The organism is Halorubrum sp. AJ67, assembly GCF_000513435.1.
This window is the reverse complement of the sequence record NZ_CBVY010000002.1, coordinates 7,317-28,495: the sequence shown is the minus strand read 5'-3', so window position 1 is coordinate 28,495 and position 21,179 is coordinate 7,317. Positions and strand designations below refer to the sequence as shown.

15 protein-coding genes, 1 tRNA gene, 3 rRNA genes and 1 pseudogene are annotated in these 21,179 nt (G+C 63.9%); 13 read left to right on the top strand and 7 right to left on the bottom strand.

Translation table 11 applies throughout. The annotated features are described in order from the left end of the window. The 4 genes and pseudogenes from BN903_RS02315 to BN903_RS02300 form a co-directional block, all read left to right on the top strand. Window positions 1-596: pseudogene (locus BN903_RS02315) on the top strand (hypothetical protein); the annotation flags it as partial. Window positions 597-693: 97 nt separating this feature from the next. After that, the gene (locus BN903_RS02310) at window positions 694-2,946 is read left to right on the top strand and encodes an NADP-dependent malic enzyme (RefSeq protein ID WP_048076211.1); all 2,253 of its coding nucleotides are present in this window, start codon (window positions 694-696) and stop codon (window positions 2,944-2,946) included. Between the two features lie 309 nt (window positions 2,947-3,255). Continuing rightward, entirely contained in the window at window positions 3,256-4,068 is an 813-nt protein-coding gene (locus tag BN903_RS02305; RefSeq protein WP_048076210.1) for a MarR family transcriptional regulator, read from the top strand. A 624-nt stretch (window positions 4,069-4,692) separates the two neighbouring features. Beyond that, window positions 4,693-5,895 (top strand): Cdc6/Cdc18 family protein, encoded by a 1,203-nt coding sequence (locus BN903_RS02300; protein ID WP_048076209.1) that lies wholly within the window; start codon window positions 4,693-4,695, stop codon window positions 5,893-5,895. 92 nt (window positions 5,896-5,987) lie between these two features. Here BN903_RS02300 and BN903_RS02295 read toward each other — a convergent pair whose 3' ends face one another. After that, window positions 5,988-6,548 carry a TATA-box-binding protein gene (locus BN903_RS02295; RefSeq protein ID WP_004046033.1) on the bottom strand — a complete coding sequence of 187 codons (561 nt, stop codon included), beginning with the start codon at window positions 6,546-6,548 and terminating at the stop codon, window positions 5,988-5,990. Window positions 6,549-7,220: 672 nt separating this feature from the next. Here BN903_RS02295 and BN903_RS02290 point away from each other — a divergent pair. The 5 genes from BN903_RS02290 to BN903_RS02270 all read left to right on the top strand — a co-directional run bounded on the left by BN903_RS02290 (window position 7,221) and on the right by BN903_RS02270 (window position 13,557). After that, a 16S ribosomal RNA gene (locus BN903_RS02290) occupies window positions 7,221-8,692 on the top strand. A gap of 167 nt (window positions 8,693-8,859) precedes the next feature. Further along, window positions 8,860-8,931, top strand: a tRNA-Ala gene (locus BN903_RS02285). 276 nt (window positions 8,932-9,207) lie between these two features. After that, a 23S ribosomal RNA gene (locus tag BN903_RS02280) occupies window positions 9,208-12,128 on the top strand. Window positions 12,129-12,275: 147 nt separating this feature from the next. After that, window positions 12,276-12,397 (top strand): 5S ribosomal RNA (gene rrf, locus BN903_RS02275). Together the 16S, 23S and 5S rRNA genes with 1 tRNA gene alongside form the textbook arrangement of a ribosomal RNA operon. Window positions 12,398-12,705: 308 nt before the next feature. Then, complete coding sequence (locus BN903_RS02270; protein ID WP_195155686.1) at window positions 12,706-13,557, top strand: hypothetical protein; 852 nt, start codon at window positions 12,706-12,708, stop codon at window positions 13,555-13,557. A gap of 44 nt (window positions 13,558-13,601) precedes the next feature. Here BN903_RS02270 and BN903_RS02265 read toward each other — a convergent pair whose 3' ends face one another. After that, entirely contained in the window at window positions 13,602-13,886 is a 285-nt protein-coding gene (locus BN903_RS02265) for a hypothetical protein (RefSeq protein WP_048076208.1), read from the bottom strand. Window positions 13,887-14,019: 133 nt separating this feature from the next. Here BN903_RS02265 and BN903_RS02260 point away from each other — a divergent pair, with 133 nt between their 5' ends. Further along, entirely contained in the window at window positions 14,020-14,907 is an 888-nt protein-coding gene (locus tag BN903_RS02260) for a DMT family transporter (protein ID WP_048076207.1), read from the top strand. Between the two features lie 60 nt (window positions 14,908-14,967). Continuing rightward, the gene (locus BN903_RS02255) at window positions 14,968-16,539 is read left to right on the top strand and encodes a HAMP domain-containing sensor histidine kinase (protein ID WP_048076206.1); all 1,572 of its coding nucleotides are present in this window, start codon (window positions 14,968-14,970) and stop codon (window positions 16,537-16,539) included. A gap of 35 nt (window positions 16,540-16,574) precedes the next feature. Here BN903_RS02255 and BN903_RS02250 read toward each other — a convergent pair whose 3' ends face one another. Beyond that, window positions 16,575-17,075, bottom strand: coding sequence for an SRPBCC family protein (locus BN903_RS02250; protein WP_048076205.1), 501 nt, complete (start codon window positions 17,073-17,075; stop codon window positions 16,575-16,577). Between the two features lie 92 nt (window positions 17,076-17,167). Here BN903_RS02250 and BN903_RS02245 point away from each other — a divergent pair, with 92 nt between their 5' ends. Together BN903_RS02245 and BN903_RS02240 are read left to right on the top strand one after the other, a co-directional pair. Further along, entirely contained in the window at window positions 17,168-18,094 is a 927-nt protein-coding gene (locus BN903_RS02245; RefSeq protein WP_048076204.1) for a DNA-3-methyladenine glycosylase, read from the top strand. A 66-nt stretch (window positions 18,095-18,160) separates the two neighbouring features. After that, a complete protein-coding gene (locus BN903_RS02240) occupies window positions 18,161-18,541 on the top strand; it encodes a DUF555 domain-containing protein (RefSeq protein WP_048076203.1) in 381 nt (126 codons plus the stop codon). A gap of 93 nt (window positions 18,542-18,634) precedes the next feature. On the opposite strand, the gene BN903_RS02235 is transcribed toward BN903_RS02240, so the two are convergent. The 4 genes from BN903_RS02235 to BN903_RS02220 all read right to left on the bottom strand — a co-directional run. Continuing rightward, window positions 18,635-18,868 (bottom strand): UPF0058 family protein, encoded by a 234-nt coding sequence (locus BN903_RS02235; RefSeq protein WP_004598519.1) that lies wholly within the window; start codon window positions 18,866-18,868, stop codon window positions 18,635-18,637. A gap of 256 nt (window positions 18,869-19,124) precedes the next feature. Continuing rightward, complete coding sequence (locus BN903_RS02230) at window positions 19,125-19,304, bottom strand: hypothetical protein (protein WP_048076202.1); 180 nt, start codon at window positions 19,302-19,304, stop codon at window positions 19,125-19,127. A 58-nt stretch (window positions 19,305-19,362) separates the two neighbouring features. After that, window positions 19,363-20,445: a transcription initiation factor IIB family protein gene (locus tag BN903_RS02225; protein ID WP_048076201.1), complete on the bottom strand. Its 1,083-nt coding sequence runs from the start codon at window positions 20,443-20,445 to the stop codon at window positions 19,363-19,365. 281 nt (window positions 20,446-20,726) lie between these two features. Next, the coding region (locus tag BN903_RS02220) for a fumarylacetoacetate hydrolase family protein (protein WP_048076200.1) at window positions 20,727-21,179 on the bottom strand (453 nt) is incomplete at its 5' end.

Here is a 21,179-nt window from a genome sequence, read left to right as displayed (position 1 = left end):
CCGTCGCGTTCGCTGTCGCCGCCGACTCCGAGCCGACCCGGCTGTTCGGCGTTTCGACGGGCGGTCTCTCCGGCCTGTCGACGGTCGGGACCGCGGCGCTCGGCGCGTTCTGCGTCGTATTCGCGGCGGTCTGCGTCCTCGGGAGCCGTCTCACGTTCGAACTCGTCTCGCCGACGATGGTCGCCCGCGAGACGGGCGTCCTCGCCGGGTGGCGTCGGGTGTGGTCGTCGGTCCGCGGATCGCCGCTCGACGTTGTCGCCTACCTCGCGGTCCACGCGGTCGTCGCGGCCGGCGTCGGATTCGTTCAGGCCGTCGCGATCGCCTTTGCGGGCGGTGTCGTCGGCGTGGTCGCCCTCGTCGCGCTGGTGTTCGCAGCGGTTCCGCTCGGTGGACTCGGGGCACTGGTCGGGACGACCGCGGGTGGGGTCGTCCTCGTCGCGGTGCTGGTCTGTGCGGTCGCCGCCACGGTGGCCCTCGCGCTTCCGGTCCGACTGGTGGCGCGGACGTACCTGATCGCCTTCGAGGTCTCGACGCTCGCCGGCATTGACCCGGGGTCGGCACCGCTGCCCCCGGAATCGGCGGCGAGTGAGGAGTGAGAGCCGGGCGTTGGGGGTTGATCGTATCGTCGAACGTCGAATCGTATATTCGACACCATCGGATACCTTTTTACTCCGTTCATGAATGGAGGGAGATATGGGACTGGATGATGACGCGCGGGAGTACCACCGACAGGACCCGCCCGGAAAGATCGCGATCGAGACGACGAAACCCACGAACACGCAGCGAGACCTCTCGTTAGCCTACTCGCCGGGAGTCGCGGCCCCGTGCCGCGACATCGCGGCCGACCCCGAGTCGGTCTTCGAGTACACGGCGAAGGGGAACCTCGTCGCCGTCGTGTCCAACGGGTCCGCCGTCCTCGGGCTCGGGGACATCGGCGCGTCCGCGTCGAAGCCCGTCATGGAGGGGAAAGGCGTGCTGTTCAAGCGCTTCGCCGACATCGACGTGTTCGACATCGAACTCGACATCGACTCCGTCGATCCGTTCTGCGAGGCGGTGAAGGCGATGGAGCCAACGTTCGGCGGGATCAACTTAGAGGACATCAAGGCCCCTGAGTGCTTCAAAATCGAGGAGCGGCTCCGGGAGGAGATGGACGTGCCGGTGTTCCACGACGACCAGCACGGCACCGCGATCATCTCCGGCGCGGCGCTGATGAACGCGGTCGATATCTCCGACAAGGAGCTCTCCGAGCTCGACATCGTCTTCTCCGGTGCCGGCGCGTCCGCCATCGCGACGGCCCGGTTCTACGTCTCGCTCGGCGCGCGCGAGGAGAACATCACGATGTGTGACTCCTCCGGCATCATCACCGAGGAGCGCGTCGAGGCGGGCGACGTCAACGAGTACAAGAGCCAGTTCGCCAGTCCGGTCGAGGGCGGCGACCTCGCCGACGCCATGGAGGGTGCCGACGTGTTCGTCGGTCTCTCCGTCGGCGGAATCGTCTCACAGGAGATGGTTCGGTCGATGGCCGCCGACCCGATCATCTTCGCGATGGCGAACCCCGACCCGGAGATCACCTACGAGGACGCGAAGGACGCCCGCGACGACACGGTGATCATGGCGACGGGGCGCTCGGACTACCCGAACATGGTGAACAACGTTCTCGGGTTCCCCTTCCTGTTCCGGGGCGCGCTCGACGTGCGCGCGACGGAGATCAACGAGGAGATGAAGGCGGCCGCCGCGGAGGCGCTCGCCGACCTCGCGCGCAAGGACGTCCCGGACGCGGTCGTGAAGGCGTACGGCGACGACCCCCTCCAGTTCGGTCCCGACTACGTCATCCCGAAGCCGCTCGATCCTCGGGTGTTGTTCGAGTTGGCTCCGCGCGTCGCGGAGGCCGCGATGGAGTCCGGATCGGCGCGGACCGAGATCGATCTGGAGCAGTACCGCGAGCGGCTCGAAGCCCGCTTAGGGAAGTCCCGGGAAATGATGCGGGTCGTGTTGAACAAAGCGAAGAGCGATCCGAAGCGGATCGCGCTCGCCGAGGGCACCGACGAGAAGATGATCCGCGCGGCCTATCAGCTCTCCGAGCAGGGGATCGCGGAGCCGGTGTTGCTCGGCGACGCCGACACCATCTCGCGGACCGCGGCCGAGCTCGGTCTCTCGTTCCAGCCCGAGGTCGTCGACCCCGACAACCGAGACGTCTCCGGGTACGGCGAGCGGCTGTACGAACTCCGCAAGCGCAAGGGGATCACGAAACGCGAGGCGGACGATCTGGTCGAGCGGGACACCAACTACCTCGGCAGCGTCATGGTGGAGACCGGCGACGTCGACGCGATGCTCACCGGACTCACGCACCACTACCCGTCGGCGCTTCGCCCACCGCTTCAGATCGTCGGATCGGCCGAGGACACGGATACCGTCGCCGGCGTCTACATGCTGACGTTCAAGAACCGGGTCATCTTCTGTGCCGACACGACGGTCAACCAGGACCCGGACGCAGAGACGCTGGCGGAGGTGACGCGCCACACCGCCGACCTCGCGCGACGGTTCAACGTCGAACCGCGCGCGGCGATGCTGTCGTACTCCAACTTCGGCAGCGTCGACAACGAGGGGACGCGGAAGCCGCGGGACGCGGTGAACATCCTCCAGTCGGATGATGGCGTCAACTTCCCCGTCGACGGAGAGATGCAGGCCGACACCGCAGTCGTCGACGACATCCTCAACGGGACCTACGAGTTTTCCGAACTCGACGACGCGGCGAACGTCCTCGTGTTCCCGAACCTCGAAGCCGGGAACATCGGGTACAAACTGCTTCAGCGCCTCGGCGGTGCCGAGGCCATCGGACCGATGCTCGTCGGCATGGACCAGCCGGTCCACGTGCTCCAGCGCGGCGACGAGGTGAAAGACATCGTCAACCTCGCCAGCGTCGCCGTCGTGGACGCACAGGAGTAGCCGCGTCGCGTCCGTGCGAGAGTAGGGGTATCGCGTCCGTGCGAGAGTAGGGGTATCGCGTCCGTGCGAGAGTAGGGGTATCGCGTCCGTGCGAGAGTAGGGGTATCGCGTCCGTGCGAGAGTAGCCACGTCGCGTCCGCACCGGAATCGCATGTGTCTGCGGGACACGTGAGTGGCTGCGGCCGATTCCGTTTCGAGTTTCTTCGTTTTCACGCACAACCGGAACGGAGGTTCGAGACTCGCGGTCTCGTTTCGTCACGGGGTGGCCGTACACCAAATTTACTTGTTTCCAACTACGACAATATTGGTATGGAACCGAGCGAGGATCCGGGCGAGGCGACCGCACCGCGAGTGCTCGACAACCGGCGCGATGCGACTCGATACCGAGTTCTCGTCGAGATCGCGGCGCGACAACCCGCCGTGAGCCAAGAGGAGATCGCGGACGTCATCGGCGTGACCTCACAGGCCGTGAGCGACTACGTCAGGGACTTAGTCGACGGCGGGTACGTGGAGAAGCGCGGTCGGGGTCGGTACGAGGTGACGAAGGAGGGTGTCGACTGGATCATCACGCGGACCGATGCCCTCTCGGAGTTCGTCTCTCGGGTGTCTGACGACGTCTTGGGAAGCGTCGACGTCGACGCTGCCGTCGCGGCCGACGCGGTCGAGGAGGGCGACGAGGTCGGCCTCGTGATGCGCGACGGCGTGTTACACGCTGTTCCCGAGGGCGGGTCGGCGACCGCCGTCGTCGTCACCGGTGGCGAGGCGGGGGAGGCGGTTGGCGTCACCGAGTTCGAGGGCGTCGTGGAGTACGACCCGGGCGTGGTGACGGTCGTTCCGGTCCCGGCGGTGACAGAAGGGGATCCCCCGTCCTCCGACGTCATTACGGACCGCGCCGCGGCGGCGGACTTGATTGCGGTCGGCGGGACGGAGGCGTACGCGCTCGCGACCCGAACCGGCCTCCGGCCGGACGTCCGGTTCGGGTCGGCAACGGGCGTCTCGCAGGCCGCCCTCCGCGGGCTGAACGTGCTGTTGCTCGTATCGACCGACGAACTCTCCCGACATACGACGCGACTCCGCGAAGACGGCGTGCGGTACGAGGTCCGAGACTCCCTCGAACGGTAGTTTGCGCAACGGTCGAGCTCGTTTTTGCTCGGAGAGACACACCGTGTTTCCGGTGAAATTGGGGGTCAGATGGGTGTGAGTAGGATGTCGGTATGACGCTAAGATCCCTTTGTGTCTAATACAGAACAACAGGATTTATTACCTAATCCGGAGTAGCGCTCGTCAAGTGGAGTCGTCAACGGCTCACTAGGAGTCGGTCCGGTATTTCACTGGAAACGCGGTCTCCCCCCGATGGAACGGGACGCCCTCGTCGTACACCTCATTTCCGGTGAAATACGACGGGTTGACGCTCTCACGCTACTGCCGTTTCGGTCCTCCGATTGATGCTCATCTCGCTCTCTGATTGCTGTTTTTCCCTCCTCTGACCGCTGTTTTCTCTACTCTCCGATTGCGACTGTAGATTTTCATTCATGTTGAAACCGATCCTCACGATTCCTCATCCACGCTTCTATCCCGATCCACACCCCTATCCCCGACCCACACCCCTATCCCCGACCCACACCCCTATCCTCCATTTCACCGGAAACACGGTGTGTGTCTCAAACACCAATCAACGCTTGGACTGCTCTCTCCGCGCGGTGACGAAAACGGAACGCATTTCACCGGAAACGCGGTGTCTCCCTCATGGACGCAGCGGACGACCTCTTCACGAGAGAGGACCCCATCTTCGCGAACAAGGAACTCCTCGAGATCAGCCACCTCCCGGGCGAGGGGCGTATCGTCGGTCGAGATGACGAGATAGCCGACCTGGCGACGGCGGTCAACCCGGCCATCTTCGGGCAGAGTCCGAGCAACGTGCTCATCTACGGGAAGACGGGCACCGGCAAATCGCTGTGTGCGAAGTACGTCTCGAAGCGGCTCGTTTCGACAGCCAGCGAGGAGGGCGTCACGGCGACGTTCGCCTACGTCGATTGCGCCCAAGACACTACGGAAACGCAGGCGGTCCAGACCATCGCCGAGGGTGTCAACGACCCCGAGGAGACCGGTATCAACGTTCCCGACAAAGGGCTCTCGACGTCCACGTACTACAAGCGCCTCTGGCGAATCCTCGATCAGCGATACGACGTGGTCTTGATCCTCCTCGACGAGATCGATAAACTCGACGACGACGCCATCCTGATGCAGCTGTCCCGCGCCGGCGAGGCCGGAAAGATCACCGACTGTAAGCTCGGTGTTGTCGGGATCAGCAACAAGATCCAGTACAAAGACCGGATGGACGAACGGGTCAAATCGAGCCTGTGTGAACGCGAGTTCGTCTTCCCGCCGTACGACGCGAATCAACTCCGGGAAATCATGCAGGCGCGCGCGGACGCCTTCCACGACGATGTCCTCGAACCGTCGACGATCCCCCGTGCCGCTGCGCTCGCCGCACGCGAACACGGCGACGCCCGGAAGGCGATCGACATCCTCCGGTACGCTGGCGAGATCGCTCAGGCGAACGGTGAACCCACGGTCCGCGAGGAGTTCGTCACGCAGGCGCGCGAGCGAGCGGAGACCGACCGGTTCCGAGAGCTCATCCGCGGATCCACGCCGCACTCACGGTACGTCCTCCAGGCGCTTGCGCTGTTGTCGCTCTCGAACGGCCGGCAGGACGGGTTCCGAACGAGCCGGGTGTACGAGATATACGAGAACATCTGTCGACAGGAGGGTTCTGACAGCCTCTCGCTCCGGCGTGTCCGCGACCTCTTGAAGGAACACGCGTTCCTAGACATCATCGAACAGTCGAAACACAGCGGCGGCAGCGCCGAGGGCAGCTACACGAAACACCAGCTTCTGGAGGATCCGAGCGTCGTGAAAGAGGTACTCACCGAAGACGCGGACGCGTAATCGGGCCGTACAACCCGGATTCAGCCCCCCAACGCTCCGTCGGCCTTATTGAAACAAGGGCTTCCGAACAGACCGATCGATGCGGGACCGCGTCAGCCGAGCAGCCCGAGTCCTTCGATACGTTCGACGATCTCTTCGACCGCCTCCTCCGCGTCATCGGTGCGTTTGCCGCCCGTGATGACGATCTTTCCGCTCCCGAAGAGGAGAATGACGACCTCGGGCTCATCCATCCGGTAGACGAGTCCGGGGAACTGCTCCGGCTCGTACTCCACGTCCTCGAGACCGAGACCAATCGCGAGGGCGTTGAGGTTGAGGTTGTGCCCGAGATCCGCGCTCGACACGATGTTCTGAACGGTGATCTCCGGGTCGTCTTCGACGGGGATCTGGAGGCCCCGGAGCTTCTCGAAGATAATGCCGAGCGCCTCGTGGACGTCGTCGATGCTCTTCGCGCCCGTGCAGACGATCTTGCCCGAACGGAAGATGAGTGCAGCCGCCTTCGGCTCTTGGGTCCGGTACACGAGGCCGGGGAAGTTGTCGGGGTTGAAATCCGCGCCCGGGAGGTCCTCCGCGAGCGCCTCCAAATCGAGCTCCTGACCGATACCCGTCGATGCAACAACGTTTTGAATCTCGATCGAGTCTGCAGGGTTCGTCATCGTTCGCTTTTATATGTGGCCCCCTCCCTTATAAACGCCCGTGGTATAAACGACCGGCTATCACTGGGATACGATGTTCGATCGCAGACTCGCGTGACGAGCCAGAAATCCTGTCCCGAACATATGACAAATTTTGGAGAAATATATCCCTGACTCTCGTTCACGTGACCTCCCGACTGACATAGTTTCACCTCGATACTATCGCGTCTCGACCGATCGGTCTCCCGCGAACCGTTCCATGAAATCGCATGACGTGGCGCAGATAGTTCGACGGGGTTAAATACAACCCGGGCATTCGAAGAAATGCGAGGAGCCCCCGACGTGGGGGCACCGGTCGGCCGCAGACGCGGCCGGTCGAAAGCGTTCCGACGTGCTTAAGTGTATAAGCCCGTTCGGTCAATACGCGAAGAACGCACCGCGGACTCGGGCCGTTCAATTCGGCCCGGTTTCGCAGAGTCGGCTTGTCCGACTCACCCGATGAGGATCGCGCCCCCTGCGCTCCGGCGTAAGCGGCGATCTGATGTGAGCCGTGGTCGTTCGGTGCCATCCAAGCCGCTGGCTGGAACCGGACACCACACAGACCAATGCAATGGTGTGTCAACTCTCGTCTCCAACGAGATTGACACCCGCCAACACCCCCTTCGAGCCGGGAATCAGGCTCGAAGGATACTCATTCCGGTTGATCCTGCCGGAGGCCATTGCTATTGGGATCCGATTTAGCCATGCTAGTCGTACGAGTTCATACTCGTGGCGAATAGCTCAGTAACACGTGGCCAAACTACCCTTCGGAGTACAATACCCTCGGGAAACTGAGGCTAATAGTACATACCATACCACCACTGGAATGAGTGGTATGCCAAACGCTCCGGCGCCGAAGGATGTGGCTGCGGCCGATTAGGTAGACGGTGGGGTAACGGCCCACCGTGCCAATAATCGGTATGGGTCATGAGAGTGAGAACCCAGAGACGGAATCTGAGACAAGATTCCGGGCCCTACGGGGCGCAGCAGGCGCGAAACCTTTACACTGCACGACAGTGCGATAGGGGGATCCCAAGTGCACAGGCATAGCGCCTGTGCTTTTCGGTACCCTAAGGCGGTACCAGAATAAGGGCTGGGCAAGACCGGTGCCAGCCGCCGCGGTAATACCGGCAGCCCAAGTGATGGCCGATCTTATTGGGCCTAAAGCGTCCGTAGCTGGCCACGCAAGTCCATCGGGAAATCCACCTGCCCAACAGGTGGACGCCCGGTAGAAACTGCGTGGCTTGGGACCGGAAGGCGCGACGGGTACGTCCGGGGTAGGAGTGAAATCCCGTAATCCTGGACGGACCGCCGATGGCGAAAGCACGTCGCGAGAACGGATCCGACAGTGAGGGACGAAAGCCAGGGTCTCGAACCGGATTAGATACCCGGGTAGTCCTGGCCGTAAACAATGTCTGCTAGGTGTGGCTCCCACTACGAGTGGGTGCTGTGCCGCAGGGAAGCCGCTAAGCAGACCGCCTGGGAAGTACGTCCGCAAGGATGAAACTTAAAGGAATTGGCGGGGGAGCACTACAACCGGAGGAGCCTGCGGTTTAATTGGACTCAACGCCGGACATCTCACCAGCATCGACTGTACTAATGACGACCAGGTTGATGACCTTATCCGAGGTTCAGAGAGGAGGTGCATGGCCGCCGTCAGCTCGTACCGTGAGGCGTCCTGTTAAGTCAGGCAACGAGCGAGACCCGCATCCTTACTTGCCAGCAGTACCGCGAGGTAGCTGGGGACAGTAGGAGGACCGCCGTGGCTAACACGGAGGAAGGAACGGGCAACGGTAGGTCAGTATGCCCCGAATGTGCTGGGCAACACGCGGGCTACAATGGTCGAGACAAAGGGTTCCAACTCCGAAAGGAGACGGTAATCTCAGAAACTCGATCGTAGTTCGGATTGTGGGCTGCAACTCGCCCACATGAAGCTGGATTCGGTAGTAATCGCGTGTCACAAGCGCGCGGTGAATACGTCCCTGCTCCTTGCCAACACACCGCCCGTCAAAGCACCCGAGTGAGGTCCGGATGAGGCGTGCCACGCACGTCGAATCTGGGCTTCGCAAGGGGGCTTAAGTCGTAACAAGGTAGCCGTAGGGGAATCTGCGGCTGGATCACCTCCACCGACCCGAGACCTCCCACACGGGAGGCTCACCTTACGACCGTTCACCAGAACGGTCACTACTCATTCGCACTAGTCTGTGTACGTCCGTCCACCCACCGGCTTGGACACCCTAGAACGACCACGGCCCACACAACACGCGAGACAGACCTTCCCCACAGGGAAGGTGGGCTCATAGCTCAGCGGTAGAGTGCCTCCCTTGCAAGGAGGATGCCCTGGGTTCGAATCCCAGTGAGTCCATGTCCGTTCAGTCCAAATCCGTCCCCTTAAGTGGGAGACGCGACTCGGATTGAACACGACGACCGATGCACCATCCCGGGAAACCGCGGATGGGAAGGGTTCGACGAACGCCCCGCACACACCCGGGGCGATTCGATGACAACCGTGTATACGTGCGATCCAGACGTCCACTGAACTCATCCGAGTTCGTGGAACGTCAGTGAACCATATACAGTCGGAATACTCTGACGAGTATTTCTGACACCGTCAGCACTCTCTTCTGAGAGTTGGCTGACACACTACTGGCTACTGTGCCAGCTGGTGAATGGCTCGGCTCGAGAGCCGACGACGGACGTGCCAAGCTGCGAAAAGCTCGTGGGACCCGCATGGAGGGAAAGAACACGAGATCTCCCAATCGGAATCCGTTCAACAATTGCCACGCGCAATAGGGAACGCCCTGAATTGAAACATCTCAGTAAGGGCAGGAAAAGAACGCAAACGCGATGTCGTCAGTAACCGCGAGTAAACGCGACACAGCCCAAACCGAAGGTCCTTCGGACCAATGTGGTGTTCGGGTTGACAACCAAATCTCGACAACTCATCTGAAGTCTCCTGGAACGGAGCGTGAAACAGGGTGACAACCCCGTAAGATGAGTCAGTACGGATGGCGTCAAATCCAGAGTAGCAGGGGTCGGATATCCTCTGTGAACACCTCAGGCATCCCCTGAGAAGGCTAAACACTCCTCGAGACCGATAGCGAACAAGTAGCGTGAGCGAACGCTGAAAAGCACCCCGAAAAGGGCGGTGCAATAGGGCCTGAAATCAGCTGGCGATCGAGCGATAGGGCGTACAAGGCGTCTCTCAAAACGACCGAGAAGCGATTCTCTAGTAGGAAGAGAGACGAGCCGGCGTCGTGTCGTGCGTTTTGAAAAACGACCCAGGGAGTGCACTTGATTGGCGAGTCTAACCCGTGAACCGGGGAAGGCGCAGGGAAACCGATACGGCCGCAGCACATTCGTGCGAGGGCCACCGTGTTCAAGCGCGGGGAGTCAATTGGGTGCGACCCGAAACCAGGCGATCTACGCGCGAGCAAGGTGAAGCGTGGCGAAAGCCACGTGGAGGCCTGTTAGAGTTGGTGTTCTACAATACCCTCTCGTGACTCGTGTGTAGGGGTGAAAGGCCCATCGAGCCTGGCAACAGCTGGTTCCAACCGAAACATGTCGAAGCATGACCTCTTCCGAGGTAGCCCGCGGGGTAGAGCTACCGATTGGATGACCCGCCTCCGAGAGGAGTCGGCCATCCTGTCGAACTCCAAACCCGCAGGCGCTGTAGACGAAGGGAGTCCGGTGCGCGGGGTAAGCCTGTGTACCGTGAGGGGAACAACCCAGAGCCGGGTTAAGGTCCCAAAGTGTAGATTAAGTGCGATTCGAAGGTGGTCTCAAGCCCTAAACAGCCGGGAGGTGAGCTTAGAAGCAGCTACCCGCTAAGAAAAGCGTAACAGCTTACCGGCCGAGGTTTGAGGCGCCCAAAATGATCGGGGCTCAAATCTACCACCGAGACCTGGCCGTGCCTGTCACAAGGCAACCGTGTAGGTTGGCGTACTGGTCGGACGGAAGCCCGGGCGAGAGCTCGTGTGGACCGTCCAGTAACGACAATCCTGGTCACAGTAGCAGCGATAGTCGGGTGAGACCCTCGACGGCCTGAAGAGCAAGGGTTCCTCGGCACTGCCGTTCAGCCGAGGGTTAGCCGGTCCTAAGGTGTACCACAACTTGACTACACCGACGGGAAGCTGGTTAATATTCCAGCGCCGCTATGCAGTAAACGCCGACGCCGTGTGGAACGCTGAGCCGGGCACTCGCCCGGTCGAATCGTGGAAACTCGTGGAAACCGTCACGGTACGAAGCGAGCGAAACGCGAAACAGCGAAAGTCAGCCGTACATAGGGCCCGTGAAAAGGCAAGCATAGTGTCCGTACCGAGATCCGACACAGGTGCTCTGCCAGCGCAAGGCAAGGCCTGTCGGGAGAACCGACGTTAGGGAATTCGGCAAGTTAGTCCCGTACCTTCGGAAGAAGGGATGCCTGCCTCCGACGAGGCAGGTCGCAGTGACTCGGGCGCTCCGACTGTCTAGTAACAACACAGGTGACCGCAAATCCGTAAGGACTCGTACGGTCACTGAATCCTGCCCAGTGCGGGTATCTGAACACCTCGTACAAGAGGACGAAGGACCCGTCAACGGCGGGGGTAACTATGACCCTCTTAAGGTAGCGTAGTACCTTGCCGCTTCAGTAGCGGCTTGCATGAATGGATAAACGAGAGCGCCACTGTCCCAACGTTGGACCCGGTGAACTGTACGTTCCAGTGCGGAGTCTGGAGACCCCCAAGGGGAAGCGAAGACCCTATAGAGCTTTACTGCAGGCTGTCGCTGAGACGTGGTCGCCGATGTGCAGCATAGGTAGGAGACGCTACACAGGTACGTGCGCTAGCACGCCACCGAGTCAACATTGAAATACTACCCGTCGGTGACTGCGACTCTCACTCCGGGAGGAGTACACCGGTAGCCGGGCAGTTTGACTGGGGCGGTACGCGCTCGAAAAGATATCGAGCGCGCCCGAAGATCATCTCAGCCGGGTCGGGAATCCGGCGAAGAGCGCAAGAGCACAAGATGGTCTGACAGTGTTCTTCCCAACGAGGAACGCTGACGCGAAAGCGTGGTCTAGCGAACCTACGAGGTTCCGGAATGGGACCCGTAGATGACAGAAAAGCTACCTTAGGGATAACAGAGTCGTCACTCGCAAGAGCACATATCGACCGAGTGGCTTGCTACCTCGATGTCGGTTCCCTCCATCCTGCCCGTGCAGAAGCGGGCAAGGGTGAGGTTGTTCGCCTATTAAAGGAGGTCGTGAGCTGGGTTTAGACCGTCGTGAGACAGGTCGGCTGCTATCTATTGGGGGTGTGAGGTACCTGACGTGAACGAACGTATAGTACGAGAGGAACTACGTTTGGTCGCCACTGGTGTAATCGGTTGTCCGGAAGGGCAGCTGCCGAGTAGCCACGCGACACGGGGTAAGAGCTGAACGCATCTAAGCTCGAAACCCACATGGAAAAGAGGTACCACAGAGGTCACTCGTAGAAGACGAGTTCGATAGACTCGGGGTGTACGCACCGAGGCAACGAGGTGTTAAGCCCACGAGAACTAACAGACCGAGCCACATTCATTGGCGCTGACGCGCCACGACTCGCATGAGTTCAGGCGGTACCTGGATCGCACGATATACACGGTTGATACCGAACCACGACCGACACAGGCGTCTCTTAACGTCTCGACGGACAGAGAGAGTCTCGGTTCGAATCCGAGAGTCGGCATGAAGGCGGCCAAAGCGGTGGGGAGACACCCGTACCCATTCCGAACACGGAAGTTAAGCCCACCAGCGTATCGTGAAGTACTGGAGTGAGCGATCCTCTGGAAACCACGAGTCGCCGCCTCCCCATTCATACGAGAGCATTCTGCTCTCATCTACCAGCCCACGGGCACACTGCCCGTGGGCTGTTTTCATGTGTTGCGAGCCCGCGCGCTCGCGGTCTCGCACGCGACCGTCTACGACTGATCGATAGTCGCACGTACAGGTGAGAGCGGCCGGACTCAGTGCGTGTTGGCCTCGTTCCCGCGAGTAGCGGCGGCGTACTCGGTCACCGGCCCGCGAGCAACGGGCGGGCCGTCGCCGCGCCGATAATCATATCAGTGCTGATAGCATCATCCGTAAGTTTATGAGTTTTGTCGGTGAAGCTAACGTATCATGGACGGACCGAACGACGCCGACGCCACGGTGCGACTGGCCTGTGGGGATCGTCCGTCGGTTCGCGACGGAATCACCGCAGAGCGGGTGGTGTCGGTATTGTTCGGGACCGATGTCGAGGCGTGGCGGACCGGTTGGCAGCGAACGGCCGCGGGGCCGCCGAGTCGGGAGGCGGTGGTAGACGCGAGTGATGTCACCCGAAGCGGAGCAGCCTCGTCGACGCAGGTCATGGCGAACGGGGGGCTCGCGTACACGATACTCGGTCGTGAAGCCGGGAACGAACGGGTTCTCGACGCCCTGGCGTCCCACCTCGACGGCGCTCCCCCGGGGACGGTCGATCTGGTAATCGACGACCTCGCGCCCGTCGCCGCGCGCGACGGTCCCGACTCCGCAGTCGCGTTCACGGACCGGTTCGTAGCACGGTTCGCGGAGCGGGCGAACCGGATCGCGATCGGATACGCCCGCGGGGGTCCCGCCGAGGTTGTGTCTCGGATCGGTGACCGCGTCGATTCGCTCGTCGGTACCGACGCGGAGACGGTCGCGGTCGAACGGCTCTCCCGCGAGGATCCGACGACCTTCGGGTACGTCCGCCGGCATTGGGCGGAGGCCAAACGGGGGATTGAGGCGTGCGACCGTAACTACCCGCAGTCGAAACAGGTCCACGCCGCGCTGACGGATCCCGAGACGACGCCGCGAACGCTCGGAGCGACGCTATCAGGGCTGGTGACGCTCGGCGCGCTGGACACGTGGAGCGAGACCGTGGGACCGACCCGATACGATCTCACCGCGTACCGTCCGGATCGAGCGTGGGCCATTGGTGCCGCGGTTGAGACGGGCGCGTCCGACGACTGAACCGCAGCTCGCGTCACGGTCGCTCCACCGCCTCGGTAATCGCTTCAGTCGTCCGCCGCACCGACGCGTTCGAGGTCTGTCTCCATGACCGTCCCGTCCGGCTCGATGGTCACGCTTCCGAGGGGTGCCGTCTCGCCGGTCTCGTATCGCGCGGCGACGGCCTCCAACGTCCGGCGTTGATCGAGGCGCTCCCACACCGTCTCCGCCACGAGCGACTGGAACGTTTCGGGGTCGGTCCACCCGGAGTCGATGTCGGAGGGGACGCCGACGACGACCCGGAGCTCCGTCTCGGTGACGCGAATGCCGACTCCGAACGTGTCCGCACACATGGCCCGCGGTTCGAGCCGAGGAGTCAAGTCTCCGTCGCTGCGTCCGTCGGACGACGGAGGCGGCCCCTTTCGACCGAATCAACTGTCACTCGAAACCCGTAAGCACCCGCCGCTCGAACGACCGCGAGACCCGATGGACTCGAAGCCGGCGGTGTCACCGAGTGCGGGACTGGCGGTCGCGGTCGCTGCCGTGAGCGCGGGGGCGACCCTCGTGCGCCTGAGCGACGCGCCGAGCTCCGTCGCCGCGTTCTACCGGGTGCTGTTCACGACGCTGCCGCTGGCCTCTGTCGCCGCGTGGCGGTACCGCGGGGAGTTCGCGCGGATCCGGTCTCGGGACCTCGCGTTCGCGGCTCTGTCCGGGGTCGCGCTCGCCGTCCACTTCGCGGCGTGGTTCGAAAGCCTCCGGTGGACGAGCGTCGCGGCGAGCGTGACGCTGGTTCAGGCCCAACCGGTGTTCGTCGCGCTCGGCGCGTGGCTGCTGTTGCGCGAACGCGTCACGCGTCGCATGGCCGCGGGCATCGCGGTCGCCGTGGTCGGGATGGCGTCGATGTCCCTCGGCGACCTCCTCGGCGGCGTGGCGATCGGTCCCCGTCCCCTGTACGGGAACGCGCTCGCGCTGTCCGGTGCGGTCGCCGCCGCGGGCTACGTGCTGGCGGGGCGTTCGCTGCGCCAGCGAATCTCGCTGATCCCCTACGTCACGGTCGTGTACGGCGTCTGCGTGGTCGTGCTGCTCGCGTTCGTCCTCGCCGCCGGGCGTCCGCTCACCGGCTACCCGCTCAGGGAGTGGCTGCTGTTCGTCGGGCTGGCGGTGGGACCGGGACTGCTCGGTCACACCGTCCTCAACTGGGCGCTCGCACACCTCGAATCGAGCGTCGTCTCCGTCTCGCTGCTCGGCGAACCGGTCGGTGCGACGCTGCTCGCGTTCGCGTTGCTGTCAGAGGCCCCGACGCCGGCCACCGTTTCCGGCGGCTGTATCGTCCTCTTCGGGATCTACGTCACGGCGGCCGCCGATCCTGAGTAGCGTTTTCACCCTCGATATTTTGGGATAAACGTTGAAGCCCGCAGACCGATTGAACGGGGTATGGACCGGCGAACAGTCGTCGCGTTCGTGGGCGACGACGCGAGCGCTGGCGAACGCGTGTCCCGCGCAGTGGACGCCGCTTGGGAGGGGACCGACGGCCCGACGTTTCGCGCGCTTGCCCCCGCCGACCTCGACGCGGACCGCGAGGGTGAGGGACCGCTAAACGCGACCTGTGTGGTAGTCGTCACCGCCGCGGCCGCGACCGACGGGGCGGTACGGGACCGCCTCAAGCGACTTCCGTCGAACGTACCAGTGATCGCGCTCGTCGAGGACGCGACGACGGCGACGATCCGCGCCCTGTTGTCGGCCGACGTGGACGACGTGGTGGAGGTGGGCGGGCGAGACTCGACCGCTGACGGACCCGATGATGTCGCTCGGCTCGTCGAGTGTTTTGCGAACCGAGCGGATCCCGATCGCGTTCAACTCGGCGACGACGACGTCGCCCGGCTCGCGGACGTGTTGCTCGACGCCGGAACGACGCTGATGAGTACGCGGACCGACGAGGTCGACACGAAGATCGAGTGGACGATGGAGAACGTCGGCGAACACGCCGAACTCGATCGGATCGTCTGCTATCGGGAGGACAACGGCCGATTCGTGCCCGCGTACAGCTGGTGTCCTGACGGATCCGAACCGGAACCGAGGGCGTTCGAGGACTTCCCCGACCCAGACCAGCTATCGACGTTCACCAACGTCGCGCGTTCGTCTGCCGCACCGGCGTTTTCCGGCGACGGGAGCGCTGAGACGGGCGAACGACCGCCGGCGACGGTTCATGTACCGCTCGTCGTCGACTGGGAACTGAGCGGGATCGTCGCGTTCGAGTCCGACGACTGTCGCGTCTGGACGGACGACGAGGTCGACCTGTACCGCACGCTCGGTGATTTGGTCGCGCACACGATCGCACGCAACGATCGCCGGGTTGCGCTCCGACGGCAGGCCGAACAGCTCGAACAGTTCAGCGCCGTCGTGTCACACGACCTCAGGAACCCGCTCAACGTGATTTCGGGATACCTCTCCCTCTCAGAGGAGGAGCTCTCACCGACGCGCTACGAGGCCATGAACGGTGCGGTCGACCGCATGGAGACGCTGATCGACGACCTTCTCATGCTCGCCCGGCGCGGCGAGGCGATCGGTGACACGGAGCCGGTTCCGATCGAGGCCATCGCGGAGGAGGCGTGGCAGTCGGTGCGTGCGCCCGACGCGACCCTCACGATCGCCGACGAGATCGGCCGCGTCGAGGCCGATCCGAGCCGGCTCCGGCAGGCATTCGAGAACCTCTTCCGGAACGCGATCGACCACGGCGGTCGGGATGTCACGATAGAGATCGGACCGCTCGCTGCGGGCGGCGACAGGGGACTGTACGTCGCGGACGACGGTCCCGGGATCCCGATCGAACTGGTCGACACGGTCTTCGATTCGGGCGTCTCGTCGGCCGACAGCTCCGGGATCGGCTTAGCGATCGTCGACCGCATCGTCGAGGCGCACGAGTGGGACATCGAGGCGCGGAACGACGACGGTGCCGTCTTCGAACTCACCTTCGGTGCGGACGCGACGCGGGCCGCGTCGCTGTAGGCGGTTCGGTCCGCAGTTCCGGTCTGCGACGGCGTTCAGTGCTCCGAGAACCGCTCGATCGTCCGGCGGTGCCGGTCGCGGAACATCCCCTCGAAGCCGATCTTCGCCGGCGGCCCGGCGGCGTCCCCGAGCGGTCCGAGCGGCAGCCGATACGCGACCGCGTCGACGAGGAGGGTCTCGTCGCCGTCGGCGTAGAACGCGTGCGTGTGTTCCCAGCGCCGGAACGGGCCGCCCTCCATCTCGTCGACGAACCGGGCGGAGCGCTCGGGCGGAGTCGTCCCCTCGGGATCACGCTCAGTGATCCGCGAGGTCCACCGCTGTCGCGGCCCGATCCCGAACGGCCTGAGCGACATCTCGATCGTCGACCCGGCGACGAGGACTTCGGGGTCCGGCGAGCCGTCCGGCCCCTCGACGTCGCCGATCCGGAGGCGCATCCAGTCGGGAGTGAGTTCTCGCAGTCCGTCGACCGTGGAGTGAAACGCCCACACGTCTTCGATCGGGGCCGGCACCCGAGTCGTCCGCCTGTACGTCGGCATACCCGCGGTACGGGTCCGGCGAACAAAAAGCCGTCCTCGGCGGCGGTCCGGGACCGAAACCCGCATGTCCGCCCGTCCCCTTCCCGAACGCGATGGAACGCGGGGCGATCGACGTTGGCGACTTGGCCGGACCGTTCGACCTTCAGGCGACGCTCGAAAGCGGACAGAGCTACCTCTGGAACCGCGCGGACGGCGACACCTACGGAGAGCTTCACGCGCACGGCGGCGACGCGTGGTACGAGACTGTCGTCGACCCGATCCCCGCTGTGACCGACGAGCGCGTCGCGGTCCGGGTCCGACAGGAGGGCGGCGTCCACGACGGGACGCTCCGCTGGGAGGCGTCGACCGACGCCGAGCCCCTCTTGACCCACCTGCTCCGGCTCGACGACGACCTCGACGCGATCTTAGACGCCACGCCGGATCTCTCCCTTCTGGAGCGCGCGTACGACGCCTACGAGGGGATGCGGCTGACCCGCGACCCGGTCTTTCCCTGCCTGATCTCGTTCATCTGCTCGGCGCAGATGCGCGTCGCCCGCATCCACGGAATGCAACGTCGACTCCGCGAGACCTACGGCGACGCGGTCGCGCTCGGCGACGAGACGTATCGCGCCTTCCCGACGCCCGAGCAGTTAGCGGCGCGCACGGAGGACGAACTCCGCGACCTCTCCTTAGGCTACCGCGCGCCGTACGTCCAGCGCACCGCCGAGATGGTCGCGAGCGGCGAGGCGGACCCCCGGGAGGCGGCCGACCTGCCGTATGAGGAGGCCCGCGAGTCGCTCACGCGGTTCGTCGGCGTCGGGGACAAGGTCGCCGACTGCGTGCTGCTGTTCTCGCTCGGCTTCCTCGAAGCGGTGCCGTTGGACACTTGGATCCGAACCACCATTGAGGAGTACTACCCCGACTGCGACCGCGGGAGCTACGCGGCGACGTCGCGGGCGCTCCGCGAGCGGTTCGGCGACGAGTTCGCCGGTTACGCGCAGACGTACGTGTTCTACTACCTCCGCGCCGGCGGCGAGTGAGGGAGGCGTCCGAAACCCGGCCGCGGCCGAAGTTTGATACTCGTTCGCGTGGTATATCTCCCCGTGATGGACTGTCGAGTCGTCGTCGAGGCCGCGGTTCCGGTGTACGACGTGGAGACCGTCGACGAGGCGGTCCGGATCGCTATCTCGAAGACCGGCGAGATGCTCAACCCGGACCTCAACTACGTCGAGATCGACGCCGGGACGCGGACGTCGCCGAGCGGCGAGCAGCTCGACCCGGCCTTCGTCGCGGCGGACGAGGCGCTGGTCGCCTTGGAGCTTCAGATGGACGTGTTCAACGTCGATCGCGACGAACACGCCAGCCGCGTGGCGCGCAAGGAGATCGGAAAGCGCCTCCGAAACATCCCGCTGAAGGTGCTGTCAGTCACCGAAATCGACCCTGAGGAGAGCGACCGCGCCGCGGACGACGAAAGCGCCGGCGACTGAGTGCCGACACACAAGGAGTATCGGCGCGCGGAACGCGGTCGCGACGCTGGGCGGTGAGCGGAACGGTCGGCGAGGAGCAGCACGCAGTAAGTCTCAGTCGGCCGTCGGGGCCAGCGGCTCCGATTCGGACGACTCCATCGGCTCGGTGATTCCCTCAGTCAGCTTGAAAACGGCGGCCTTGTGGTCGGTCTTCGATTTGTGAATCGATGTCGGTTTGACGCCCAGTTCCTCATACGCTTCGAGGTCAACGTCGTCGTCCCAGAACTCGCACTGTTTTCGTACCTCCGCGAGGAGACCGTGAAGATGGATGAGTTCCTGCTTCTTCATGAGTACCAGTTCTTTGCTACTGGAGGTATATATTATTATCTTGAGCCACGTTACCATGGTCTTCACGTATTTTGTGAGTAGCGGGGCGGAGAAGTGGGTTCTCGTCAAATCGTTCAGGATCGTTTGTAGATATCCACGGCTCCGTCGTAATCTGTTGCCTGCGGTCGAGGGCGGTCCGCCGGTCCCACGCGCGGGACTACCGAACGGGAACCGCCGGATCGAACTGCCGGACCCGTCGGGACGCGGCCCCGACCGGTCACTGGAACTGCTGGACGGCCTCGAGGTCGCGTTCCGTCCGCATGAACTCGGTCAGCCGTCGCGTCGCGTGACACGCCGAACAGCTGAAGTTGGACCGGAGATCCTGAAGATCGGCGGGATTGTCCTGCCACTCCTTGCCACACTCTGGACAGACGAGTCTGACGAACGCGTCGACCATGTCCCCGCCTACAGCGGGCCGCGGTAAAAACGTGGGTGGCGGAACTGGGGGAGCCGCGTCAGGCGGCCACGTCGCCGCTCGCCTCGAGCAGCTCCTTGTACCGGTTCCGGATAGTGACCTCGCTGACGTCGGCCACGTCGGAGACCTGACTCTGCGTCACTTTCTCGTTCGACAGCAGCGCGGCGGCGTAGACGGCCGCGGCCGCGAGCCCGACCGGTGACTTTCCGCTCGTGATCCCCGCGTTCGCGGCGTCGTCGAGCAGTTCGCGGGCCCGACGTTCGGTCTCGTCCGACAGGTCGAGCCGCGAGACGAACCGCGGGACGTAGCTCGTCGGGTCCGCGGGCTGGACGCGGAGCCCCAGTTCGCGGACGACGTAGCGGTACGTCCGCGTGAGTTCCATCTTCTCCACCCGCGAGACAGCCGTGAACTCGTCGAGGCTCCGGGGGTTGCCCACCTGCCTCGCGGCGGCGTACAGCGCTGCGGTCGCGACGCCCTCGATGGAGCGGCCGGGCAGGAGGTTCTCGCTCAGCGCGCGGCGGTAGATGACCGAGGCGGTCTCGCGGACGTTGTCCGGGAGGCCGAGCGCGCTCGCCATCCGGTCGATCTCGCCGAGCGCCTGCTTGAGGTTGCGCTCTTTCGAGTCGCGGGTGCGGAACCGCTCGTTCCACGTGCGGAGCCGCTGCATCCGCCGTCGCTGTCGCCCGGACAGCGACTTGCCGTAGGCGTCTTTGTCCTGCCAGCCGATGTTCGTCGACAGCCCCTTGTCGTGCATCATGTTCGTCGTCGGGGCACCGACGCGTGACTTGCTGTCCCGCTCGCCGGAGTTGAACGCGCGCCACTCCGGCCCGCGGTCGACCGAGTCCTCCTCGACGACCAGTCCGCAGTCGCTGCAGACCGTCTCGCCGTGTTCCGTGTCGCTCGCGAGCCGTCCGCCGCACTCGGGGCAGGTCGTCGTCCGCTCGCCCTCCCGTTCGCTCGTGGTCTCCTCGGCGCTCTCCGACCGCTCGGTTGCCGACTCCGTCGCCCGGGTTCGCGTGCGCTCCCCGCTCTCGTCCCCGCCATTCGTGTCCGTGGCGTCGTTCGCGTTCGTGAGTCGTTCTCGCTCCGTACCGCCGCCGCTGTAGGTGTCTGTCTCTGTCATGGGTTGCTCCGACGATCCCCCGACGAAAATACAGCGAGGTCCGCGAATCGCCAGTCTGTTAACGTATAGTTAGTCACAAGAATATATAAATCTGCCGGTAAACGAAGGGCAGACATTCGAGGAAAAGGGCCTTATTCTCCGTCTGCGTCGGTGATTAGCTCTCTCCGGCTCCCTTCGCAACGACGGAGCCACGCGAGTTCGGGAACGCGACGACGTATATACTTCTCCCTCAGAACTGCAACGACGCGAGGCGATCGAGCCCTCGCCGGGCGCGCACCCGATCACGACCGGTGTCCGGTCACCGACGCCGACACGGAGCCGATCGACTCGACGGTCGCGCGCACCTCGTCGCCGGGTTCGATCGGCTCCGCGCCCGGGGTTCCGGTGCTGAACAGGTCTCCGGGGCGCAGCGTCATCACCTCGGAGTGGAACGAGACGATCTCGGCGGGCGGAAACAGCATGTTCCGGACCTCGTTTTCGGCCGCGATCTCGCCGTTGACGCGCGTCGTCACTGTCACGTCGGAAAGGTCGATGTCGCCGTCGGGGACCGCGATCGTCGGCCCGACGACGAGGAACGTGTCGTAGCTCTTCGCGCGCGTGAGGAAGCGGGGGTTCCGCCGTAGCACGTCCTCGGCGGTCACGTCGATTACCGGGAGGTAGCCGGCGACGACGTCGGCCGCGTCCGCGGTCGCGACGGACCGACACTCTCGGCCGGTCACCACCGCCAGCTCCGC